The sequence below is a fragment of the Stenotrophomonas sp. TWI1183 genome (assembly GCF_039673115.1).
Taxonomy (GTDB): domain Bacteria; phylum Pseudomonadota; class Gammaproteobacteria; order Xanthomonadales; family Xanthomonadaceae; genus Stenotrophomonas; species Stenotrophomonas maltophilia_AA.
Genome location: NZ_JBDJKZ010000004.1, coordinates 228,783 through 249,522, shown reverse-complemented (window position 1 = coordinate 249,522; position 20,740 = coordinate 228,783). Strand labels below are relative to the sequence as shown.

The following is a 20,740-nucleotide window of genomic DNA, read 5'->3' as shown; positions in this document are numbered from 1 at the left end:
GGCCGGCTCCACGTGATCCGGATAGAAAAAGCAGCCGGCCAGCGGCCGGCACTACCCCCGATCTTGGGGGGCCTCAGGCCGTCGCGACGCGACCGCCGCTCAGCACCCGCGCCGGCAGCATGAACAGCGCGCGCAGAAACGCGAACAGCGCCGAGAAGGTGATGCCCACCAGGCGGAACGGAAGGCTCAACAGCCACACGAACGGCCACGCTACCAGGGCCAGGAGCGCCAGCGGCCAGCACAGCACGAACAGCAGGCACCACACGCCCAGGGCGAACAGGGTCTTCATCGTCGGTCTCCGTTGGCGGCACCCTGCCGCCCGCAGACCAGCATCGCGCGCGGCGTGGGCGCGCTGCAACGGGTTTGCGACGAAACCGGCGATAGGCCGATGAAACGGTCGTGCCGGCCGCTGGCCGGCTCCGTACGATGACAGTTTCAATGGTAGTGCCGGCCGCTGGCCGGCTCCGCACGATGACAGTTCCATGGGAGCCGGCCAGCGGCCGGCACTACCGTAGCGCCTTCGGCGCTACTCGAACGAACCCACCGAATCGTGCGACAGGTTGTCGAACCGGGTGTACTCGCCGAAGAACTTGAGCTTGCACGAGCCGGTCGGGCCGCCTCGGTGCTTGCCGATGATGATCTCGGCCAGGCCCTTGTCCGGCGACGTTTCCTTGTTGTAGTAGTCGTCGCGGTAGATGAACACGATCATGTCCGCATCCTGCTCGATAGCGCCGGATTCGCGAAGATCGGCCATAACCGGGCGCTTGTCGGTACGCGTTTCCAGCGAGCGGTTGAGCTGGGAAAGCGCGATCACCGGCACGTTCAGCTCCTTCGCCAGACCCTTCAACGAACGCGAGATCTCCGAGATTTCCGTCGCGCGGTTTTCGCTGTTGCCCGGCACGCTCATCAGCTGCAGGTAATCGATCACGATCAGGCCCAGGTCGTGCTCGCGCTTGAGGCGGCGGCACTTGGAACGCAGGATCTCCGGCGACACGCCCGGCGTATCGTCGATGAAGATCTTGGTTTCCTTCAGCATCCGGATCGCACCGGTCACCCGGCTCCAATCCTCGTCTTCCAGCTGGCCGGTACGCAGGCGCTGGGCGTTGATGCGGCCATTGGAGGAAATCAGACGCATCGCCAGCTGCGAGGCCGACATTTCCATCGAGAACACCGCCACGCCCTTCTTGGACTTGATCGCGGCGTACTCGGCAATGTTCAGCGCCAGCGTGGTCTTGCCCATTGCCGGACGCGCGGCCAGGATGATCAGATCGGTCGGCTGCAGGCCGGCGGTCATCGCATCGAAATCGGTGTAGCCGGTCGGCAGGCCGGTGATGTTGCCGCCGTTCTCGAAGCGGTTGCGCAGCTCTTCGAAGGCGTCTTTCAGCGCGCCGGGCATCGCCACGAAATCGGTGCGGCCACGTGCGCCCTGCTCGGCGATCGCGAACACGGATTTTTCCGCTGCCGAGAGCAGTTCGCTGCTCTCGCGGCCTTCGGGCTGGAAGCCGTCGTTGACGATGTCCGTACCGACCTGGATCAGCTGCCGCAGCACCGCCTTGTCACGCACGATCTCCGCGTAGGCACTGATGTTGGCGGCCGACGGCGTGGTGCTGGCCAGTTCGATGAGGTACGCGCCGTCACCGACCAGCTCCATCTTGCCCTGCGATTCGAACCACTCGCCCAGCGTCACCGCATCGAACGGACGGTCGCGCTCGGACAGCTCGCGGATCGCGCGGTAGATCATCTGGTGATCGCGGCGGTAGAAGTCGGTTTCGGTCAGCTGGTCGTTGACCCGGTCATAGCTCTCCGGGGCCAGCATCAGCCCGCCCAGCACCGCCTGTTCGGCCTCGATCGAATGCGGCGGCACGCGCAGGGCGTCGATGCGCATCTCATCGCGATCAAAGCGGTCACCGCGGTCTTTGCGGTCGGAACGGAAGCCAGAACGGGCGGACATGGGGGGCGTACTTCCTGCAATGTGAGGCGTGGGACATGGTAGGCACGCGGGGAGCCCCGCAGCCATGCACAAACCTGTGGATAAACAGTGGATGAGCTGGGGATACCGGCGCCTGCCGGTACGATCGGCCGGGGCCGTCGCATCGCGTGCGACGGACGCCCTTGCGACGTCCGTCCACGCCATTATCGCAGAAGCATGACCCGCTCGCGGTGGATCAGTGCGTGCCGCCGTGGGTGCCGACCCAGGCAATGAATGTGTCCACGAAGCCCTGCAGGAAGTCCTTGGTGCCGGCGTTGCTGATCGTGCCGTTTTCGTCGATCAGCCCTTCCTTGAAGTGCAGGAAGGCCTCGGGCTGGCCGAGCACCGGCATGTCCAGGTAGGCCAGGATGTTGCGCAGGTGCTGCTGGGCCAGCGCGGTGCCGATCACGCCGATCGAGGCGCCGATCACCGCCGCCGGCTTCCCGGCGAAGGCACTGTCGCCATACGGGCGCGAGCCGAGATCGATGGCGTTCTTGAGCACGCCCGGGACCGAGCGGTTGTATTCGGGGGTGACGAACAGCACCGCATCCGCGTCACGGATCTGCTGCTTCAGGCGGACGCCCTGGCTGGGGTAGTCCTTGTCGAAATCCTGGTTGTACAGCGGCAGGTCGCCGATCTCCACGTAGGAGAACACCGCCTTGCCGGCCGCCAGTTTCTCCAGCGCGCGGGCCAGCACCTTGTTGTGGGAGCCCTTTCGCAGGCTTCCGACCAGTACGGCGATCTTGTATTCGGCCATCACGTCATCTCCGTTCGGGGGAAAGGACCAGCCTAGGCGGGCCTACCTTCGGCAACGGTGAAGGCGGCGTCAGCCACGCATGGCGTGGCTCTACAGCCGACACCACATCCGGTAGAGCCACCCCATGGGTGGCTGCCTTCCGCCCAGACCTGACAGCACAGGCGGCGCTATGCGCGTGTCACGTCGGCGCGTGCGTTGCGCCAATGCGCCTGCCAGGCCTGGAACATCAGCACGTTCCACAGATGGGTGTGCCACTTGCGCTCGCCCTGCTTGAACTGCTGCCACAGCGGGGCGATCGCCTCGACGTTGAACACGCCCTCCTCGGCCAGCCGCGCCGGATCCAGCAGCTCATCGGCCCAGCCGCGCAGGTCGCCCTTCAGCCACGCACTGACCGGGGCACCGAAGCCGCGCTTGGGACGGTGCACCATGTCCTGCGGCACGTAGCGGCCGAGTACGCGCTTGAGCAGGTACTTGCTGACCCCGTCGCGCTGTTTCATCGCCATCGGCAGCGACCAGGCGAACTCGGCCACGCGCCAGTCCAGCAGCGGCGCACGCGCCTCCAGGCTGACCGCCATGCTGGTGCGATCCACCTTGCACAGCAGATCATCCGGCAGATAGGTGCTGAAATCGGCCAGCATCATCGCGTCCGCCGGCGAGCCGGCGCCGTGCAGCGGATCGGCCAGGTCGTAGAAGCTACCGGCCGCCTGCGCGCCACGCACGGCGGCAACCGGGTCGCGCCAACGCGAAATACGGTTGCGGTAGACATCACCAATGCCACGCGCGCCGGACTCGGCCAGCAGCGCAGCCAGGCCGCCGGTGCGCGAGGCCTCGCCCTGCGTGTGCGCGTGGCGGGCCATCCAGCGCCGCAGCGGCGCCGGCACCTTGCCCAGCAGGCGCCAGTTGCGCATCGCCCGCTGGTAGCGGGTGTAACCGAAGAACAGTTCATCGCCGCCGTCGCCCGACAGCGCCACCGTCACGCCCTGCCGCGCCAGCTTGGCGACCAGCGCCGTGGGCACCTGCGAGGCATCGGCGAAGGGTTCGTCGAACATCGCCGGCAGGCTGGGCACCACCGCGAGCGCGTCGGCACCGCTGACATACAGCTCGGTGTGATCGCAGCCCAGGTGCTGGGCCAGCGACTTCGCCAGCGGCGCCTCGTCATGGTCCGAGCCGGTGAAGCCGATGCTGAAGCTGTGCACCGGCTGGCTCGACTGCGCCTGCATCAGGGCGGCCACCACCGAGGAATCGGTGCCGCCGGAGAGGAACACGCCGACTGGCACGTCGGCCACCATGCGCAGCGCGACCGCGTCGCGCAGCACGGCATCCAGGCGCTCTTCGGCCTCGGCCTCGTTGCCGGTGAAGGGCGCGGCGAGCGCCTGCTGCATGCGCTCGCGCGCATTCCAGAACGGCTGCTGCAACTGGTCCGGGCGATGGGCGGCGGCGCCGGCGGCGACCGCCTCGGCATCCAGCCGCAGCACGCGGCCGGGCATCAGCTTGAAGCAGCGCTCGTGGATGCAGTGCGGCGCCGGGATGTAGTCCAGCCGCAGCAACAGGGTCAGCGCATCGCGGTCGACCTCGTTGTCGAAGGCCGGATGCTGCCACAGCGCCTTGAGCTCGGAGCCGAACACCAGTGTTTCACCGGCCCAGCCGTAGTACAGCGGCTTCTTGCCGACGCGGTCGCGGGCCAGCCACAGGCAGCGCTCGGCGCGGTCCCACAGAGCGATGGCGAACATGCCGTTGCTGCGCTGCAGGGTCTCGTCGAAGCCCCACTCGGTGATGGCGGCGAGCAGCACTTCGGTATCCGAATGGCCGCGGAATCCATGCCCCAGGGCTTCGAGCTCGGCGCGCAGCTCGGCGAAGTTGTAGACCTCGCCGTTGTAGGCCAGCACGTAGCGGCCATCGGCCGAGGTCATCGGCTGATGGCCCAGCGGCGACAGGTCCAGGATGCTCAGCCGGCGATGCGCCAGCGCGATGCCGGCCGAGGCATCGGCCCACACCCCACTGTCATCCGGGCCGCGGTGCACCAATGCGTCGCCCATGCGCCGCGCCTGTTCTTCCAGTGCTGCCTGCTCTCTTGCCGGAGCGGGCAGCAGCATGCCTGCCAATCCACACATGTATCAAGGGTCCTGCGCCAGCGCGAGGGCGGCGTTCAATACCGCATTGTCGCTTGGAAGCACGCACAATGCTGCCCCCGCCAGCGGCGTGTAGGTATCGGCGCCGCATACCCGCCGGATCGGCAGGTGCCCCAGCCCCGCCTCGACCAGCGCGGTGATCACGCCCTCGCCCACCCCGGCGCTGTGCCGGCCTTCATCGACCACCAGCACGCGCTGGGCATCGGCGGCCTGCGCGGCGATGAAACCCGCATTGAGCGGCACCAGCCAGCGCAGGTCGACCACCCGCACCTGCCAGCCCAGCTGCTGCTCGATCGCCCGTGCCGTGCGCAGGCTCATCGGCACGCCGTTGCCATAGGTGAAGATGACCAGGTCACTGGCCTCCGGCGCGTAGACCCGGCCCTCGCCGAGCACCAGTGCCTGGTCGGCGGCCGGATACGGGAACAGCCACTGGCCATCGCCGGGCGCGTGCAGGTCCTTGGTCATGTACAACGCGATCGGCTCGAGGAACACCGCGACGCGGCCATCGACGGTCGCCAGCGCCGCCAACGTGCGCAGCATCATCGCCGCATCGTCGCCGCGCGAAGGACAGCCGACCACCAGCCCGGGAATATCGCGCAGCGCGGTGATCGAGTTGTCGTTGTGGAAATGCCCGCCGAAGCCCTTCTGGTACCCCAGCCCGGCGATCCTCACCAGCATCGGGTTGCGGTACTGGTCGTTGGAGAAGAACTGCAGCGAGCAGGCCTCGCCCCGCAGCTGGTCCGCCGCATTGTGCAGATACGCCAGGTACTGGATCTCGGGGATCGGCAGCATGCCCAGGTTGGCCAGGCCCTGCGCCATGCCCAGGATCATGGTTTCATCGAGCAGGGTATTGAACACACGGCGCGGCCCGAAGGCCTTGAGCAGACCCTTGCTGACCGTGTACACCCCGCCTTTCTGCGCGACGTCCTCGCCGAACAGCAGCGTGGACGGGTACTTGGCCATCAGATCGTGCAGTGCCTGGTTGATCTGTATCGCCAGATGGCGCGGCGGCTGTGTTTCCGGCAACTGCGCCGGACCGCCAAATGCAGCGGCGCGCGCCTCATCGCCGGCCATTCGCGTGGCTTCGGCATGCACCGCCGCCGGCGAATACGGCGCCAATGGCGCGATGACCTCGGCCAGCGCCGACAACTTCGGGCGTCGATCCGCTTCGGCGGCCGCGGCGAAACAGCGCACGCGCACGCGCTCGTACAGATCGAGCACCTGCCCGGCCGTCATCCAGCCGGACGCCATCGCGATCGCCGCCGAGCGCAGCAGCGGATCGCTGGCCTCGGCCGCGCACAGTTCCGGCAACGGCCGCCATTCGATTTCGAAATCCGTACCGGCGTGGCCCATCAAACGCGTGGTGCGCAGGTGCAGGAAGGTCGGGCGCCGCGTCTGCCGGCAATGTGCCAGCGCGCGCTCCACCTGCGCATGCCCTTCGACCAGATCCAGACCGTCAGCGAAGAAGTAATCCAGGCCCGGGCGGTGCGCGAAGCTCTGCGCGATCCAGCCATCGGGGGTCTTGACCGAAATGCCGATGCCGTTGTCCTCGCAGACGAACAGGATCGGCGCGGGAAGGCGCTGGTAGGCGGCCCACGACGCCGTGTTGAACGCGGTCTGCGCGGTGGCGTGGTTGGCCGAGGCATCGCCGAAGGAACAGATCACCACGCTGTCCTCGGGAATCGGCAGGGTGTGGCCGATGCGACGCCCGCTTTCGATGGCCAGCGCCGTCCCCAGCGCCTTGGGCAGGTGCGACGCGATCGTCGAGGTCTGCGGCAGCACCCACAGCGGCTTGCTGCCCCACACCTTGTGGCGCCCACCGCTGGCCGGATCGTCCCGGCTGGCCGCGAACGAAAGCGCCGCATCCATCACCGGGTCCATGCCCGGCAGCTTGCGGAAGCGCTCGGCCATGAAACCGCCGGAACGGTAGTGCAGGAACGCCGGATCGGTGTGCCGGGCCAGGCGCGCCACCAGCGCATTGCCCTCGTGGCCGGACGAACCGATCGTATAGAAGACCTTGTTCTGCACGCGCAGCGCGCGCGCCATCAGGTCGAGATGGCGGCTGATCAGCTGCGACTCGAACAGGTCGGCAAAGCCCTGCGCATCCAGCGTGCTGCCGGGCAGGATGGGGCTGCCGGGTGCTGGCGTCGGCGCAGGATCACCGCGCCATTGCTGAACGAAATCGATGAAATTGGCATCGCAGATCTCGGCCCGGTTGAGGCCTTTCATGCGTGCGGGAATCGGATCGGGAACCACGGCAAACATGCATCACCCTCCGTGACGTGTTGCGGATGTGGACAACCGGATGGACCTCAGATGGACTGCGCGAACAGGGCCTGCACCTCCGGCAGCGGCGTGGGCATGGGCACGAACCGCGGCTGCTCGCGCACGCGCTGCAGCCAGCCCTGGACCGCCGGGTACGGCGACAGCGCGACGCCGCCGTCCGCCGCGACATCGGTGTAGCCGAACAACGCGATATCGGCGATACCGTAGGCCCGTCCACTGAACCATGGCGACGTGGCCAGGTGCTCTTCCATCACCGCCAGGGCCTGCGCCGAGCGCTCGCGCAGGCGAGGCAGCTCGTTGCGGCGCGGCGAGTCAACGGGCGTCCAGCCGCTGATGAAACGTGCGACCGCCAGGCAGGGCTCGTGGCTGTACTGCTCGAAGAACATCCAGCGCAGCGTCTGCGCGCGCTCCCAGCCATCGGTGGACAGATATGGCGTGCCCTCGGCCAGCCAGAACAGGATCGCGTTGGATTCGGGCAGCACGCGCCCGTCGTCGCGCTGCACCAGTGGCACCTTGGCGTTGGGATTCATCGCCAGGAAATCCGGCGTATGGGTCTGGCCGTGCGCGCTGTCGACTTCGACCCAGTGGTAGCGCGTGCCCAGCTGCTCCAGCAGCATCCGCACCTTGTGGCAGTTGCCCGACACGGACATGCCGTACACCGTCAATGGAGCCCGCAACGACGTCATCGCACCCTCATGGCCATGCATCGCGGGCGGCCTGCCCGCGATGCCGAGTCTGGCCTCACCGCATCGCCTTTGCCAAGCGCGGGTGCAGCATCACCGCTGCGTGGCGCGGCGCTGCTGCCATTGCTGGCGCGACTGGCCCCAGATTTCGATCGGCTTGCCGGCATGCGGCGGCGGCAGTTCGCCCATCCGCAGCAGCGAACTGCCCAGCTTGCGCGCGACGACCTTGGAATTCTCGTTGGCGGCATCGATAGTGTGGATGACCTCTTCCCAGCCGAGCGTGTCGAACGCCCAGTCCATGCTGGCCACCGCCGCTTCAGGCGCATAGCCCCTGCCCCAGCTCTCGCGGCGGATGCTCCAGCCGACCTCGGTGCCCGGCCAGTCCAGCGGCTGCCACGGGCCCATGCGGCCGACCCAGTGGCCGCTGCTTTTTTCGATCACCGAAAACATCGAAAACCCATACAGGTGCCAACTGCCGACCAGGCAGCTGAAGCTGCGCCAGGCCTGCGATGGTGCCTGCACGCCACCGAGGTGCTGCATCACCTCCGGATCCGAACAGAAGCGCAGGAAGGCATCGAAATCTTCTACGCGCGGTGGGCGCAGGATCAGACGGTCGGTCTCCAGCCGGAGGTCGAAAATGCTCATGGCGTCCTCTGTGAGTGCAGGTGTACGCAGATGATCCCAGAACACAGATCGGCGCGCTGCACCGCTGACCCCCAAAACGCCGCACGCCGGCAGATGCCGGCGTGCGGGTGATGCATTCAAACTGCAGGCACTTACTGCCTGTTCGCATCCAGTGCGGCGGTCTGGGTGACCAGCTGGCCGTCGATCACCGGCAGGCGATCGCTGCTCGGCTTGTTGTCCATCTTCACGGTCTTCTCGGCGCCATCGTAACGGTAGGTCACGTTGTAACCGGTGACCGCATTGGTGGTGCCCATCGGGATGCGGTTGCCCGGCTTGCTGGCCATGCGCATGGTGCCGGTGGTGCCGTCTTCATTGCGGTAGGTCACGTTGTAGCCGGTGACGCGGGTCGACTCGGAGGTCGCGGTTTCGGTATGGCACTGGCGCTCGGTACGGTTGACCACGCGGCCACCGACGTGGCGCTTGTCGACCTGGTTGCCGATCATGCCGCCAGCGACAGCACCTGCGGCCGTGGCGGCCTTGCGGCCGTTGCCACCGCCGACCTGGTTGCCGAGCAGGCCGCCGATCACGGCACCGGCGACGGTACCGCCGACATTGCCGTCGCGCTCGGGCAGACGTTCCTGGACCACCACGTCCTGGCAGACTTCGTGCGGCGTCTGCGTGCTGGACGTCTCGCGCACCGGCTCGGTGCCGATCACGGTGGCGTAGGCCTTTTCCTTCTTGGTCAGCGGATCGACCTTGACGATGTCGGCGTACTCGAGCTTGCCAGCCTTGTCTTCGATGGCCAGCTGGTCGGTGCGCGCGCCATCGTCGGCGAGCGGCGTGGTGTCCAGGGTGGGCCGGGTCTGAGCAGCGGTCACCGCATCGGGCGAGGAACTGCCGCCCTTCATGAAGGCAGCGGTGGCGATCCCGCCGACCAGCAGTGCACCCGCAGCGACCAACGCAGTAGTAGTTGTACTTTTCATAACCGGCTCCTTGCGGACGATCCGCAACGTTCTTGAGTGAATTCCAGCACGGCCACCCTGAACGGAATCTCCACGGATCGTGAACATCCGGTCGCCCATTCAGGTTCGGTGAGCCTTGGGCTCGTGATAGCGTTTACAGCATCTGCCCAGGAGTGCCCCATGTCCAATCCCATACTGTTGCCGGTGCTGGAATGGGCGCGTCGGCTGCGCTACCCCACCCTGTTCAAGATCACCGCCGCCCTGTTCGCCGTGACCCTGGTGATTCCGGACCCGCTGCCGTTCGTGGATGAAATCCTGTTCGGCTTGGGCACGCTGCTGCTGGCCAACTGGAAACGACGTGGCGACAAGGCACCGCCGCCACTGCCGGCCAAGCGCCGCGCGTGAGGTTGATCGACAGCCACTGCCACCTGGATGCGGGCGAGTTCGATGCGGATCGCCCTGAAGTGATCGCGCGCGCCCGCGCGGCCGGAGTGCGGGCGCAGGTCGTGCCGGCGGTCACGGCCGCCAGTTGGCCCGGGCTGCGCGACGCCTGCCGGCTCGCCGACGGGCTGCACCCCGCCTACGGGCTGCACCCCATGTTCCTGGACCAGCACCGCCCCGAACACCTGAAGGAGCTGGGGGCGTGGCTGGAACGCGAACGCCCCTGCGCGGTTGGGGAATGCGGGCTGGACTTCTTCGTCGAGGGTCTGGATGCGGACGCCCAGCTGCACTACTTCCTGGGCCAGCTGCGGCTGGCGCGCGACTTCGACCTGCCGGTGATCGTGCATGCGCGCCGTGCGGTGGATGCGGTGATCGCGGCGATCAAGCAGATCGGCGGGCTGCGCGGCGTAGTCCACAGCTTCTCCGGCAGCCCGGAGCAGGCGCGGCAGCTGCACCAGCTGGGCTTCCTGATCGGGCTGGGCGGCCCGTTGACCTATGACCGCGCCCAGCGCCTGCACCGCCTGGTAGCCAGCATGCCCCTGGAGCAGCTGCTGCTGGAAACCGACGCGCCGGACCAGCCGGATGCGGGCATCCGCGGCCAGCGCAATGAGCCGGCGCGATTGCCGGTGATCCTGGCGGCGGTGGCACGCCTGCGCGGGGAACCGGCCGAGGCGGTTGCCGCGCAGACCACGGCCAATGCGCGCACTCTATTCGGGCTTCACGGTTTCTCCTGAAGCGCGCAACGGATCGAGCGGCCCCGGCCGCATGCCAAACCAGCACAGGACGCTCGCCAGCAATAGCGCTCCCGCCGACATGCCGATCGACATGTGCATGCCATGCATGAACGCATCCGGCGCGCCATCGGCGACCAGGCTCCCAAACAGGGCGACACCCAGCATGCCGCCGACCTGTCGCGCACAGTTCAGTACGCTGGAAGCGATGCCCGCCCGCGACCGCTCGACCGATGCAAGCGTCGCGTTGGTCATGGTCGGCACCACCAAGGCGACCCCGCTTGCCGCCATCAGCATCGGCACGATCAACAGCGCGTACTGGCCCCCGATGCTTACCCGCATCAACAACAGGTAACCCGATCCCGCCAGCGCAAGGCCCATGAACATCAGCAACCTGGGACCGAGCCGCGTAATCAGGCGCCCCGCCACCACATTGAGTGCGACCAGAACGAGGGTCATCGGCAGAAAGGCCAGCCCGGTCTGTTGCGGCGACAGATGCTGCTGCGTCTGAAAAAACAGACTGAACACGAAGATCAGACCGTAATAGGCGAAGTTCACCGCGACGCCTGCCAACGAGACGATGGAGAACGTGTGATTCCGGAACAGATTCAATGGCAGCATCGGTGAGGTGCTGCGAGCTTCAATCCAGAGGAAGGCCGCGAGGGACATGAGCGCCAACAGCGCCCCTCCGCGCACCACGCCATGCTGCCAACCCAGCTGGCCTGCCTCGATCAAGGTCATGGTGGTCGCTGCCAGTGCGACCATGGCAGCCACCTGCCCACGCCAGTCAAGGCCACGCCGATGTTCGCCGCCGGACGGCACCGCATGCCGGAGCGTCAGGCAGATTCCGATCAAACCCATCGGAAGATTGATCAGAAACACGCTGCGCCAGCCCGCGTGCGCCACCAGCACTCCGCCCAGCACGGGACCGGCAGCCAGAGCCGCTCCCCCGAGAGCGCCCCACCACCCGACGGCACGGCTACGCGCCTGGCTGTCCGGAAATGCCTGCTGCACCATGACCAGCGAGTTGGGTACCAGCAGCGCCGCACCCATGCCCTGGATCAGCCTGGCCCCGACCATCACAGGCAGACTGCCCGCAAGCCCGCAGGCAGCCGACGCCAGAGTGAACACCACCAAGCCCGAAAGATAGAGCCGGCGCGCGCCGAAGCGGTCGCCCAGCGCTCCGCTGGTAAGCAGGAGTGCGGCGAATGCCAGGGTGTAGGCATTGACCACCCACTGCAAGCCGGCCACATCGGTTGAAAATTCATGCTGCAGAGCATCCAGTGCGACGTTGACCACACTGATGTCCAGCAACACCACTATGAAGCCGAGCGCGGCGGCCCAGAGCGTACCGCGCGCGGAAGCAGGAAAAGCTGCCATTTGGGGTCCCACAAGCAGAAGAGACCGTCCATGCTAGGCTTGGCGGGCACCCTCTAAAATTCCCCGAAATCACACTCCATACCTGCGAAAACGCACAGATGTTCGACTGGGAGAATCTCCGTCATTTCCTGGCGGTTGCGCGCGACGGCACCTTGTCAGGCGCGGCTCGGGCGTTGCATGTCGACCATGCAACCGTCAGCCGTCGTGTTGCGGCCCTGGAGGTCGAACTGCAGGTTGCGCTGGTCGAGCGCTTGCCGCGCTCCGTCCGCCTTACCGCGATGGGCGTCCAGATTTACGAGCACGCCAAGTCCATGGACGCCTCGGCATTTGCTGTCGCCCGCATGAGCCGGGCCAGCCAGGATGCCATCAATGCAAGGGTGACCCTTAGTGCACCGCCAGTGCTGGTGGCGCACCTGTTGGCGGAACGGGTTGCCGACTTCCGGGCAGCGCAGCCCGGCATTCAACTTTCCGTGTCGGCGCAGGCCCAGCAGGTATCACTCGCCCGCCGCGAGGCGGATGTGGCTCTGCGGCTGGTCCGTCCCAAGGAAGCCAGCAGCGTTGTGCGCAGAATCGGACGAATGCCGTTCGCGCTCTATGCCAGCCACGCGTACGTCGCCACCCGTCGGCCCGAAGACTGGGCCTTCATTGCCTATGACACGCAGTTTACTGACATGCCCCAGCAGCAGTGGCTGCTGCAGATCGCGGGAAGCCGTGCCGTGGCGTGCGAACTGAGCGACATCAGCAGTCATCGGGCAGCCGCTCTGGCCGGAGCAGGCGTGGCCGCGTTGCCGCGCTTTCTCGGTGATGCCACGCCCGGACTGACTCCGCTGGAGCATGACGGGGCGTCGTTCTCGCGCGACATCTGGCTGGTGGTGCACCGTGACCTCCGGCGCTCGCCATCGGTACGCACGGTCATGGACTTTGTGGCGAAAGTCGTCGCGGACCGGCGCGGCCTCGGGTTGGACGCGTAAGCCGGTCCACTGCGTGACCGCAGCGGCTCAGTCGGCCGTGGCCGCCTTGGCCGGCTTCTTCATCAGCATCTCCAGCGCCTTGCCAACCGCCGCGAACGCGAACGCACCGGTGATGTGGGTCGCCGCACCCAGCCCGGCGCCGCAGTCCAGCTTCAGCGCCGCATCCGCACCGAGGTTCGGGCGGATGCCACATACGCTGCCGTCAGCCTGCGGGTATTTCACGTTTTCCAGCGAGTACACCGCCGGCACGCCGAAGTAACGCGAGGCGTTCTTGGGGAAGTTGAAGTCGCTGCGCAGCTTCTTGCGGATCAGCGCCATCATCGCGTCGTGCTCGGTGCGCGAGACATCGCGGATCCGCACCAGGGTGGGATCGGTCCGCCCACCGGCCGCGCCCACGGTCAGGATCGGCAGCTTGCGGCGGCGGCACCAGGCAATGGTTTCGACCTTGACCCGGAAGCTGTCGCAGGCGTCGATCACCAGATCGAAATCGCGGTCCAGCAGCTCGACCATGTTGGACACGGTCAGGAACGAGGCGATCGCATCGACGCTGATGTCCGGGTTGATCGCCCGGCAGCGCTCGGCCATCGCCTCGGCCTTGTTGCGGCCGTACTGGCCGGCCAGCGCCGGCAGCTGGCGGTTGGTGTTGGACACACAGATGTCATCGGCATCGATCAGGGTCAGGTGCCCGACCGCCGTGCGCGCCAGCGCCTCGACCACCCACGAGCCGACGCCGCCCATGCCCACAACCGCCACCCGGCGGCTGGCGAGCAGATCCACGGTGCCTACCCCATACAACCGGTCGATGCCGGCAAATCGTTCGCGCAGTACGTCGTTCATGCGCCTATTTTAATGCGCACTGGCCCGGCCGGGACGCGCCGTGGACAGGACGCGTCGTACCATCGCCGCAGCCACCCTCAAGGAAGCCCTCACCATGAACGACCCCGTGACCCCGCAGCGCCGCCCGTCCGCCGCGTACCGCTACCTGTTCGTCGGCCTGCTTGGCCTGGTGATCGGCCTGATCGCCACGGTGATGGTCTCGCGCGCGATCCAGGCCCGCCAGGACCCCTTCCCGGATTCGCTCATGCACGTGATGAACCGCCAGGTGGAACTGCTGCAGGCGGCGCAGGCGCAGAACCGCTGCAGCCTGGCCGACACCGTGCCGCGCCTGCAGACCCTGCGCTCGCTGTCCAACGATCTGGACCTCGCCTTTCCCGGCCTGAAGGACAGCCAAGGCTTCCAAACGCACGCCAGCGCCCTGCGCGCCACCCTCAATGAGGCGCTGGCGGCACCGCCGACCGACTGCCCGGGCATGGCCACGCTGGTCGAGAAGATCCAGACCGACTGCAAGGCCTGCCACCAGGATTTCCGCTGATTCATCTTCCAGCCACGGTAGCGACCCGGGATTGGCACGCTGTTCACGCAGCACAGGACACGATCTGCTCCATGCGCACCAGACGCATTCGACCACCCCTCTGGCCAGGAGATACACCATGAAGATTCAACTGATTGCCGCCGCTGCCGTTGCCACCGTCGCCCTGGCTGGCTGTGCCACCACCTCGCCGGGTTACGGCAGCAGTGGCTACAACAACGGTTACGGCAATTCCGGCGGCAACTACAACACCAACCGCTGTGCCGACTGCGGCATCGTGACCCGCATCAACCAGGTCGCTTCGGGCCGCAGCGCGCCGAGCGCGACCGGCGCAGTCCTGGGTGGCATCGTCGGCGCGGTCGCCGGCCACGAAATCTCCGACCACACCGGTGGCAGCCGCGGCAACAAGAACATCGCGGCCGCCGCAGGCGCAGTCGGTGGCGCGCTGGCCGGCAACCAGATCCAGAAGAATGTCACCAGCGACACCTTCGACATCACCGTGCGCATGGACGATGGCCGTACCGTCGTCGTGAACCAGCGCGATCTGGGCGGTATCCGCGAGAACACCTACGTCCGCGTGGTCAACGGCAAGGTGATCCTGCGCTGATCAGCGCAACGTCACTCGCAGGCAATAAAAAAGGGCCCGCGCAAGCGGGCCCTTTTCGTGTGTCAACCAGGCAGGACCCGGTCTGCGCTCAGAGCGGCTTCACCTTGTCGGCCTGCAGGCCCTTCTGACCGGTGACCACTTCGAACTCGACCGCTTGACCTTCCTTCAGGCTCTTGAAGCCCTGGGATTCGATCGCGCGGAAGTGCACGAACACATCTTCGCCGCTCTCACGGCTGATGAATCCGAAACCCTTCGCGTCGTTGAACCACTTGACGGTGCCCTTCTCAGCCATCTCAGCTACTCCCTAACTGTCTTGTTGTTGGATACACCCGTACAGGCGGCTGACAGCAAGGGGGAAGCGAGGTGCAACGATGCAGCGGATCTGGAAGATCTACCATCATCAGGCCACGATCCACGGTGACCTTGCCAAGCTCAGCGTCTGCAACTTAACCCGAGCAAAACGAAAAAGCAACTGGCCAAAACCTTCGGATGTCAACCCCATTTCAGGAACCATACTGGACAGCATGGACCATTCATTCATCTTGTACCTGCTAGCCGTCGTTCTGGTGCTGGTCGGCATCGCCGGCGTGATCCTTCCCGCCCTGCCCGGCATTCCCCTGGTGTTCGCCGGATTGCTGCTGGCGGCGTGGGCGGACGATTTCGTCCATGTCGGCTGGTTGCCCCTGACGGTGCTGGGCCTGCTGACGCTGCTCTCCTTCGCAGTCGACATCCTGGCCACCGTGGTCGGGGCACAGCGGGTCGGCGCCAGCCGCAAGGCGCTGTGGGGCACCTTCCTGGGCAGCATCGTCGGGGTGTTCTTCATGCCGATCGGGCTGTTCGCGGGGCCGTTGGCCGGCGCCCTGCTGGGCGAGTACTGGCATACCCGCGAGCTCGGGCGTTCGACCAAAGTGGGCCTGGCGACGTGGCTGGGCATCCTGCTGGGATTCGCCTTGAAGCTCGCGCTGGTGATCGCGATGCTGGGGCTGTTCGCCTTCGCCTGGTTCTTCTGACCGCACCGCAGCGGTGCGGCTTCACGCCCTGAGCACACCATTGACCGGCATAAAACCGGTCAGATCGATGGATGTCGTGCGCTGGCGGGAAATCCGGGCAGCGGCGACACTGTGCGGTTAGACCCATTCATTCTTGTCACGCGGCCCTGCTCCCATGACCATGCCCCATTCCCGTTCCGCCCTGTTCACCGCCCTGGCCCTGGCCTGCGCGGCGCTGCCTGCTGCTGCCCAGGAGGCCGCGCCCACCCCGGCCTCGCCGGAGGCCTGTGCCCTGGTGGACACTGACGCAGCGCGCCTGGCCTGCTACGACAAGCTGTTCGGGCGTACGCCCGAGGTCACCCTGGCCGCCGATGCCGCTGCCACCGCCGCCAAGCAGGAGCGCCGCGAAGAACGTCAGGCCTCCCGCAGTGCCGACGCCGACGCGCCCGCGACACAGCGGGTCAAGCAGCGCCTCGGCGAAGTGTTCAAGAACGACGGCCATGAAGATGCGCTGGCCAATGCCGGCAAGGGCTCGCTGCTCGACAGCCGTTGGGAGCTCGCGCAGGACTCCAAGCTCGGCGCCTTCCAGCTGCGCGCCTACAAGCCGGTCTACCTGCTGCCCGCGTTCTGGACCAGCGACAAGAACCAGATGCCGCAGTCGCCCAACCCGGTCAACACGGTCACCACCTCGCAGCAGCTGGACAGCGCGGAACTCAAGTTCCAGCTCAGCTTCAAGACCAAGATCGTGGAGAACCTGTTCGGCGACAACGGCGACATCTGGGCCGGCTACACGCAGAGCTCGCGCTGGCAGGCCTACAACGCCGACAACTCGCGCCCGTTCCGCGAGACCAACTACGAGCCGGAAGTGATGATGATGTTCCGCAACGGCTACTCGATCGGCGGCTGGCGCGGACGCATGAGCGGGATCAGCGTCAACCACATGTCCAACGGCCGCGCCGATCCCCTGTCGCGCAGCTGGAACCGGGTGATCGCCACCGTCGGCCTGGACCGCGAAAACTGGGCGCTGGTGCTGCGCCCGTGGTATCGCATCCCGGAAGACCGCAAGGACGACAACAACCCGGACATCTCCGATTACATGGGCCGCGGTGATGCCACCCTGACCTGGAACAAGAACGGTCACGAAGTCTCGCTGATGGCGCGTCACTCGCTGCGCGGCGGCGACCGCTCGCACGGTGCGCTGCAGCTCGATTACGGCTTCCCGATCAGCAACCTGCTGCGCGGCCACGTGCAGATCTTCGATGGCTACGGCGAGAGCATGATCGACTACAACCACAAGGCCACCTATGTCGGCCTGGGTGTGTCGCTGCTGGAGTGGTATTGATGGCGGTGACGATCTGGCACAACCCGCGCTGCAGCAATTCACGCGGGGCGCTGGAACTCCTGCGTGAGCACGGCATCGAGCCGGTGGTGATCGAGTATCTGAAGACGCCGCCGGACCGCCCGACGCTGGCTGCGTTGATCACGCGCATGGGTATCGCTCCGCGTGAGTTGCTGCGCAGCAAGGAGCCGGCCTATGGTTCGCTCGGGCTGGACGACGCCGCGCTGACCGATGCCGCGCTGATCGAGGCAATGGTCGCCCACCCGGAACTGATCAACCGCCCGATCGTGGAGACCTCGCGCGGGGCACGCCTGTGCCGGCCGCCGGAGACGGTGCTGGAGATCCTGCCGGCGTAAGGCCGTGCCTCAGCTGCCTCCGCAGCGGCTGGTACATCGGTTGTTATCCTCGCCACAGGTCAGCGCGGGCAGCCGGTTGCGGCAGTAGTCGCGGCTGGCCTGGCATGATTTACGCAGGTCCGGGTTGTCGATCTTGTCGCACTTCGCGTCGCGCTGGGTCGCCACCCCGGCGCCACAGCTGTCGCCGCTGCCAAATCCCGTCCGGCTGGTCATGCAACTGTCGTACTGGCGTTGGCACTGCTGCATGCACTGGTTGGCAGCGGTGACGTCGCGCAGACTGGGCGGGTTGGCGTGGAAATCGCCATCACTGCTGCAGGCGGAGAGCAGCAGGGTCAGCAGCAGCGCGGACAGCATCCTTGGCATCGTCGTACTCCGTGTCGAAAGCACCCGGTCATCGCCGCGTGCGTACATGCCCCGAATGTAGCATTCCTCGCGTGCCGGACTAAGACCCGGGCGGCCAGCGCTGCCGCAACCGCCTCTTCCATTACGCCGGCTCCCGCACTCACACTACCCTTGCCCTTTCACCTGGATGCCAGCGGATGGCCCGACCAAGACGCTCGTTCTTCGCTTACGCCTCCGCCTTGCTGGGCCTGCTCAGCCTGATGGGCGTGGCCTGCTTCCACTTTCCGGATCTGCTGACCAGCCGCGAGTTCCGCGCGGTCTACAACGAACAGTTCGCGCGCCACCTGCTGCTGGTCGGGTTGGCCGCCGCCTTCATGCTGGGCACGATGGCGATCCTGCGCGACCGCAACAAGCGGATCGCCACGGTTGGCGTCGGCAGCGCCACCCTGGCGGTGCTGCTGGGGGGTACCAATGTCCAGTTCGATTCGATCGGGCAGACACCCTACTCGCTGGGTCTGGACTGGTTCGTGCTGTCGCTGTTCTTCTCGGCGCTGGTGTTCGTGCCGCTGGAGCGCTACCTCGGCAAACACGTGCTCTCGCCGCTACGGCCAGGCTGGCGTACCGATGTCGGCTATTTCTTCATGAGCCACGTGCTCGTGCAGTTCATCCTGATCCTGGTGACCGCCTCGACCTCGACCATTGCCGGGCTGGCCGCGTTTCCTGCGCTCAAGACGCTGATCCAATCGATGCCGGTATGGCTGCAGTTCCTGATCGCCGTATTCGTCGCGGACATGGCCCAGGCGCTGCTGCACCGCGCGTATCACAACACCCCATGGCTCTGGCGCTTCCACGCGGTGCACCACTCCAGCCGGCACATGGACTGGCTGGCCGGCTCGCGCATCCATTTCGTCGAAATCGTCATGACCCGCAGCTGCGTGCTGCTGCCGCTGCTCATACTCGGATTCTCGACCCCGGCAATCAACGCCTACGTGATCCTGGTGGGTCTGCAGGCGGTGCTGGCGCATGCCAACCTGGGCATCCGTTTCGGGTGGCTCGAGTACCTGCTGGTGCTGCCGCGCTACCACCACTGGCATCACGCGCGGCAGCAGGAGTACGTCGACGTCAACTACGCCATCCACCTGCCGCTGGTGGACATGCTGATGGGCACCTTCAAACTGCCCCGCGATCAACGGCAATGGCCGCAGGAATACGGCGTCATGAAACTGGAAACCGTGCCCAAGGGCCTGCTCAACCAGCATCTGATGCCGTTCCGTGCGCGTCGCACCTTCGACGAGTACGTCGACTGAGGTTACTCAGCGCCAGTCGGTGATGCCCTCGCGACGGTAGACCTCGGCGAACGCCGGACGGGCTTTCAGACGATCGGCGTAGGCCTTCAATGCCGGCCAGGTGTCACTGGGCGTGGGCATGTTGCGCGACCAGCGCATCAGCATCACCAGCATGAAATCGACCACGCTCAACGACTCGCCCAGCACATACGGGCCGCGCGTGGACAGGTGCCCAGCCAGATGCTGCCAGGCGCCTTCCAACCGCTCGCGCGCCCGCTGGCGGGTCGCGTCCACATGCTCGGGGCCGGCCATTTCCTGCGGGTAGAACCACGCCCGATACGCCGGTTGCACGGTATTGGCGCACCAGAACATCCAGCGGTAGGCCTCGGCGCGCTCGGCGGTCCCCGGTGCCGGCAGCAGGGCCGCGTCCGGATGGCGGTCGGCCAGATGCAGCGCGATCGCTGCCGCTTCGGTCAATACCTGCCCCTCCAGCACCAGCGTCGGCACCAGGCCCGCGGGATTCAAGGCGAGATACGCCGCATCCTTGTGCTCGCGCTTGTCGAAATCCAGCAGCACCAGATCGTGCTCGATCTGCAGTTCCAGCAACAGCCAGTGCACGACCAGGGCGGCGGTACTTGGTGATCCATACAGCGTGGTGCGCATGCGCGGGGCCTCGTGAGGGAGGCGCACAGTATGCGCCCGCGCTCCGTGCCATCCCATGGGTACAGAGCACCGGCGGTGGGGATGCGTTCTGTCTCTGCCACTGCGCCGCGGACGCTCGCAGAATGCTTCCTCTGCCCCGCCGTGCGCCCAGGATCCTCCCATGCCCGATTCGTCCGCCCTGCTCGCCTTCGGTTTGATTTCGCTGGGCATGGTGCTGACGCCCGGGCCGAACATGCTCTATCTGATCTCGCGCTCGATCTGCCAAGGCCGCAGCGCCGGGCTGATCTCGCTGGGCGGTGTCGCGCTGGGTTTTCTGGTGTACCTGGTGTGCGCGGCACTGGGCATCACCGCGCTGCTGATGGCAGTGCCGCATGCCTACGACGTGCTGCGTCTCGCCGGGGCGGCGTATCTGCTGTACCTGGCCTGGCAGGCGCTGCGCCCCGGCGGACGCTCGTTCCAGCTGCGCACGCTGGATCACGACAGTCCGCGCAGATTGTTCGGCATGGGCCTGTTCACCGCGCTGCTCAATCCGAAGATCGCCGTGATGTATCTCTCGCTGCTGCCGCAGTTCATCCAGCCCCACGGGCATGGCAGCGTGATGGCGCAATCGGTGGTGTTGGGCCTGGTCCAGATCGCGACCAGCGTCAGTGTCAACGCACTGATCGTATTGGCCGCCGGCAGTATCGCCACCTTCCTGGCCGGGCGCCCGCGCTGGCAGACGGTGCAGCGTGGCCTGATGGGCACGGTGCTCGGCGCGCTGGCGGTGCGCATGCTGGTGGACGCGCGCCGCTGAGGGGATGCGCGCCAGCCACGAAAAACGGCGCCCTGGGGCGCCGTTTTCGTTTCCAGCGTTGCC

23 protein-coding genes are annotated in these 20,740 nt (G+C 66.5%); 10 read left to right on the top strand and 13 right to left on the bottom strand.

Annotated features, from left to right (window positions below; translation table 11 throughout):
- Positions 1-73: 73 nt before the first annotated feature.
- From ABE434_RS06405 to ABE434_RS06370, 8 genes are all read right to left on the bottom strand, one after another.
- On the bottom strand, positions 74-289 hold the full coding sequence (locus tag ABE434_RS06405) for a hypothetical protein (RefSeq protein ID WP_346478226.1): 216 nt from the start codon (positions 287-289) through the stop codon (positions 74-76).
- Between the two features lie 237 nt (positions 290-526).
- Positions 527-1,951 carry a replicative DNA helicase gene (locus ABE434_RS06400; protein ID WP_121037974.1) on the bottom strand — a complete coding sequence of 475 codons (1,425 nt, stop codon included), beginning with the start codon at positions 1,949-1,951 and terminating at the stop codon, positions 527-529.
- A 214-nt stretch (positions 1,952-2,165) separates the two neighbouring features.
- Positions 2,166-2,726 carry an NADPH-dependent FMN reductase gene (locus tag ABE434_RS06395; protein WP_346478225.1) on the bottom strand — a complete coding sequence of 187 codons (561 nt, stop codon included), beginning with the start codon at positions 2,724-2,726 and terminating at the stop codon, positions 2,166-2,168.
- A 167-nt stretch (positions 2,727-2,893) separates the two neighbouring features.
- Positions 2,894-4,837 carry an asparagine synthase (glutamine-hydrolyzing) gene (gene asnB / locus ABE434_RS06390; protein WP_346478224.1) on the bottom strand — a complete coding sequence of 648 codons (1,944 nt, stop codon included), beginning with the start codon at positions 4,835-4,837 and terminating at the stop codon, positions 2,894-2,896.
- 3 nt (positions 4,838-4,840) lie between these two features.
- Complete coding sequence (locus tag ABE434_RS06385; protein WP_346478223.1) at positions 4,841-7,120, bottom strand: thiamine pyrophosphate-dependent enzyme; 2,280 nt, start codon at positions 7,118-7,120, stop codon at positions 4,841-4,843.
- Positions 7,121-7,167: 47 nt separating this feature from the next.
- On the bottom strand, positions 7,168-7,827 hold the full coding sequence (locus tag ABE434_RS06380) for a glutathione S-transferase family protein (RefSeq protein WP_346478222.1): 660 nt from the start codon (positions 7,825-7,827) through the stop codon (positions 7,168-7,170).
- Between the two features lie 90 nt (positions 7,828-7,917).
- The gene (locus tag ABE434_RS06375) at positions 7,918-8,469 is read right to left on the bottom strand and encodes a GNAT family N-acetyltransferase (RefSeq protein ID WP_346478221.1); all 552 of its coding nucleotides are present in this window, start codon (positions 8,467-8,469) and stop codon (positions 7,918-7,920) included.
- Between the two features lie 131 nt (positions 8,470-8,600).
- Positions 8,601-9,431, bottom strand: coding sequence for a glycine zipper 2TM domain-containing protein (locus ABE434_RS06370; RefSeq protein WP_123730792.1), 831 nt, complete (start codon positions 9,429-9,431; stop codon positions 8,601-8,603).
- Positions 9,432-9,590: 159 nt separating this feature from the next.
- On the opposite strand from ABE434_RS06370, the gene ABE434_RS06365 reads away from it, so the two are divergent.
- Positions 9,591-9,815: a DUF6116 family protein gene (locus tag ABE434_RS06365; RefSeq protein ID WP_346478220.1), complete on the top strand. Its 225-nt coding sequence runs from the start codon at positions 9,591-9,593 to the stop codon at positions 9,813-9,815.
- Positions 9,812-10,585, top strand: coding sequence for a TatD family hydrolase (locus tag ABE434_RS06360; RefSeq protein WP_346478219.1), 774 nt, complete (start codon positions 9,812-9,814; stop codon positions 10,583-10,585). The genes ABE434_RS06365 and ABE434_RS06360 overlap by 4 nt, the downstream gene beginning before the upstream one ends.
- Here ABE434_RS06360 and ABE434_RS06355 read toward each other — a convergent pair.
- On the bottom strand, positions 10,559-11,962 hold the full coding sequence (locus tag ABE434_RS06355; RefSeq protein ID WP_346478218.1) for an MFS transporter: 1,404 nt from the start codon (positions 11,960-11,962) through the stop codon (positions 10,559-10,561). The genes ABE434_RS06360 and ABE434_RS06355 overlap by 27 nt on opposite strands.
- A 98-nt stretch (positions 11,963-12,060) precedes the next feature.
- Between ABE434_RS06355 and ABE434_RS06350 the strand changes: the two genes are divergently transcribed.
- Positions 12,061-12,933, top strand: a complete 873-nt coding sequence (locus ABE434_RS06350) for a LysR family transcriptional regulator (protein ID WP_346478217.1) — start codon at positions 12,061-12,063, stop codon at positions 12,931-12,933.
- Between the two features lie 27 nt (positions 12,934-12,960).
- Here the strand turns inward: ABE434_RS06350 and ABE434_RS06345 are convergent, their stop codons facing one another.
- Positions 12,961-13,770, bottom strand: a complete 810-nt coding sequence (locus ABE434_RS06345; RefSeq protein WP_346478216.1) for a tRNA threonylcarbamoyladenosine dehydratase — start codon at positions 13,768-13,770, stop codon at positions 12,961-12,963.
- Between the two features lie 94 nt (positions 13,771-13,864).
- On the opposite strand from ABE434_RS06345, the gene ABE434_RS06340 reads away from it, so the two are divergent.
- Both ABE434_RS06340 and ABE434_RS06335 read left to right on the top strand, forming a co-directional pair.
- Positions 13,865-14,305 carry a cytochrome c gene (locus ABE434_RS06340; RefSeq protein ID WP_176989476.1) on the top strand — a complete coding sequence of 147 codons (441 nt, stop codon included), beginning with the start codon at positions 13,865-13,867 and terminating at the stop codon, positions 14,303-14,305.
- Positions 14,306-14,423: 118 nt separating this feature from the next.
- Positions 14,424-14,909 carry a glycine zipper 2TM domain-containing protein gene (locus ABE434_RS06335; RefSeq protein ID WP_019185918.1) on the top strand — a complete coding sequence of 162 codons (486 nt, stop codon included), beginning with the start codon at positions 14,424-14,426 and terminating at the stop codon, positions 14,907-14,909.
- 88 nt (positions 14,910-14,997) lie between these two features.
- On the opposite strand, the gene ABE434_RS06330 is transcribed toward ABE434_RS06335, so the two are convergent.
- Positions 14,998-15,201 carry a cold-shock protein gene (locus ABE434_RS06330; protein ID WP_019185917.1) on the bottom strand — a complete coding sequence of 68 codons (204 nt, stop codon included), beginning with the start codon at positions 15,199-15,201 and terminating at the stop codon, positions 14,998-15,000.
- 232 nt (positions 15,202-15,433) lie between these two features.
- Between ABE434_RS06330 and ABE434_RS06325 the strand changes: the two genes are divergently transcribed.
- From ABE434_RS06325 to arsC, 3 genes are all read left to right on the top strand, one after another.
- A complete protein-coding gene (locus ABE434_RS06325; RefSeq protein WP_346478231.1) occupies positions 15,434-15,919 on the top strand; it encodes a DUF456 domain-containing protein in 486 nt (161 codons plus the stop codon).
- Between the two features lie 154 nt (positions 15,920-16,073).
- Complete coding sequence (locus ABE434_RS06320; RefSeq protein ID WP_346478215.1) at positions 16,074-17,240, top strand: phospholipase A; 1,167 nt, start codon at positions 16,074-16,076, stop codon at positions 17,238-17,240.
- Positions 17,240-17,593, top strand: coding sequence for an arsenate reductase (glutaredoxin) (gene arsC, locus ABE434_RS06315; protein ID WP_346478214.1), 354 nt, complete (start codon positions 17,240-17,242; stop codon positions 17,591-17,593). Before ABE434_RS06320 ends, arsC begins: the two co-directional genes overlap by 1 nt.
- Before the next feature lie 9 nt (positions 17,594-17,602).
- On the opposite strand, the gene ABE434_RS06310 is transcribed toward arsC, so the two are convergent.
- Positions 17,603-17,956: a hypothetical protein gene (locus ABE434_RS06310; protein WP_346478213.1), complete on the bottom strand. Its 354-nt coding sequence runs from the start codon at positions 17,954-17,956 to the stop codon at positions 17,603-17,605.
- A gap of 176 nt (positions 17,957-18,132) precedes the next feature.
- Between ABE434_RS06310 and ABE434_RS06305 the strand changes: the two genes are divergently transcribed.
- Positions 18,133-19,242 (top strand): sterol desaturase family protein, encoded by a 1,110-nt coding sequence (locus tag ABE434_RS06305; protein WP_346478212.1) that lies wholly within the window; start codon positions 18,133-18,135, stop codon positions 19,240-19,242.
- Positions 19,243-19,248: 6 nt separating this feature from the next.
- On the opposite strand, the gene ABE434_RS06300 is transcribed toward ABE434_RS06305, so the two are convergent.
- Positions 19,249-19,884, bottom strand: a complete 636-nt coding sequence (locus tag ABE434_RS06300; RefSeq protein ID WP_346478211.1) for a glutathione S-transferase family protein — start codon at positions 19,882-19,884, stop codon at positions 19,249-19,251.
- A 160-nt stretch (positions 19,885-20,044) separates the two neighbouring features.
- Between ABE434_RS06300 and ABE434_RS06295 the strand changes: the two genes are divergently transcribed.
- On the top strand, positions 20,045-20,677 hold the full coding sequence (locus ABE434_RS06295; protein WP_346478210.1) for a LysE family translocator: 633 nt from the start codon (positions 20,045-20,047) through the stop codon (positions 20,675-20,677).
- Positions 20,678-20,740 lie beyond the last annotated feature (63 nt).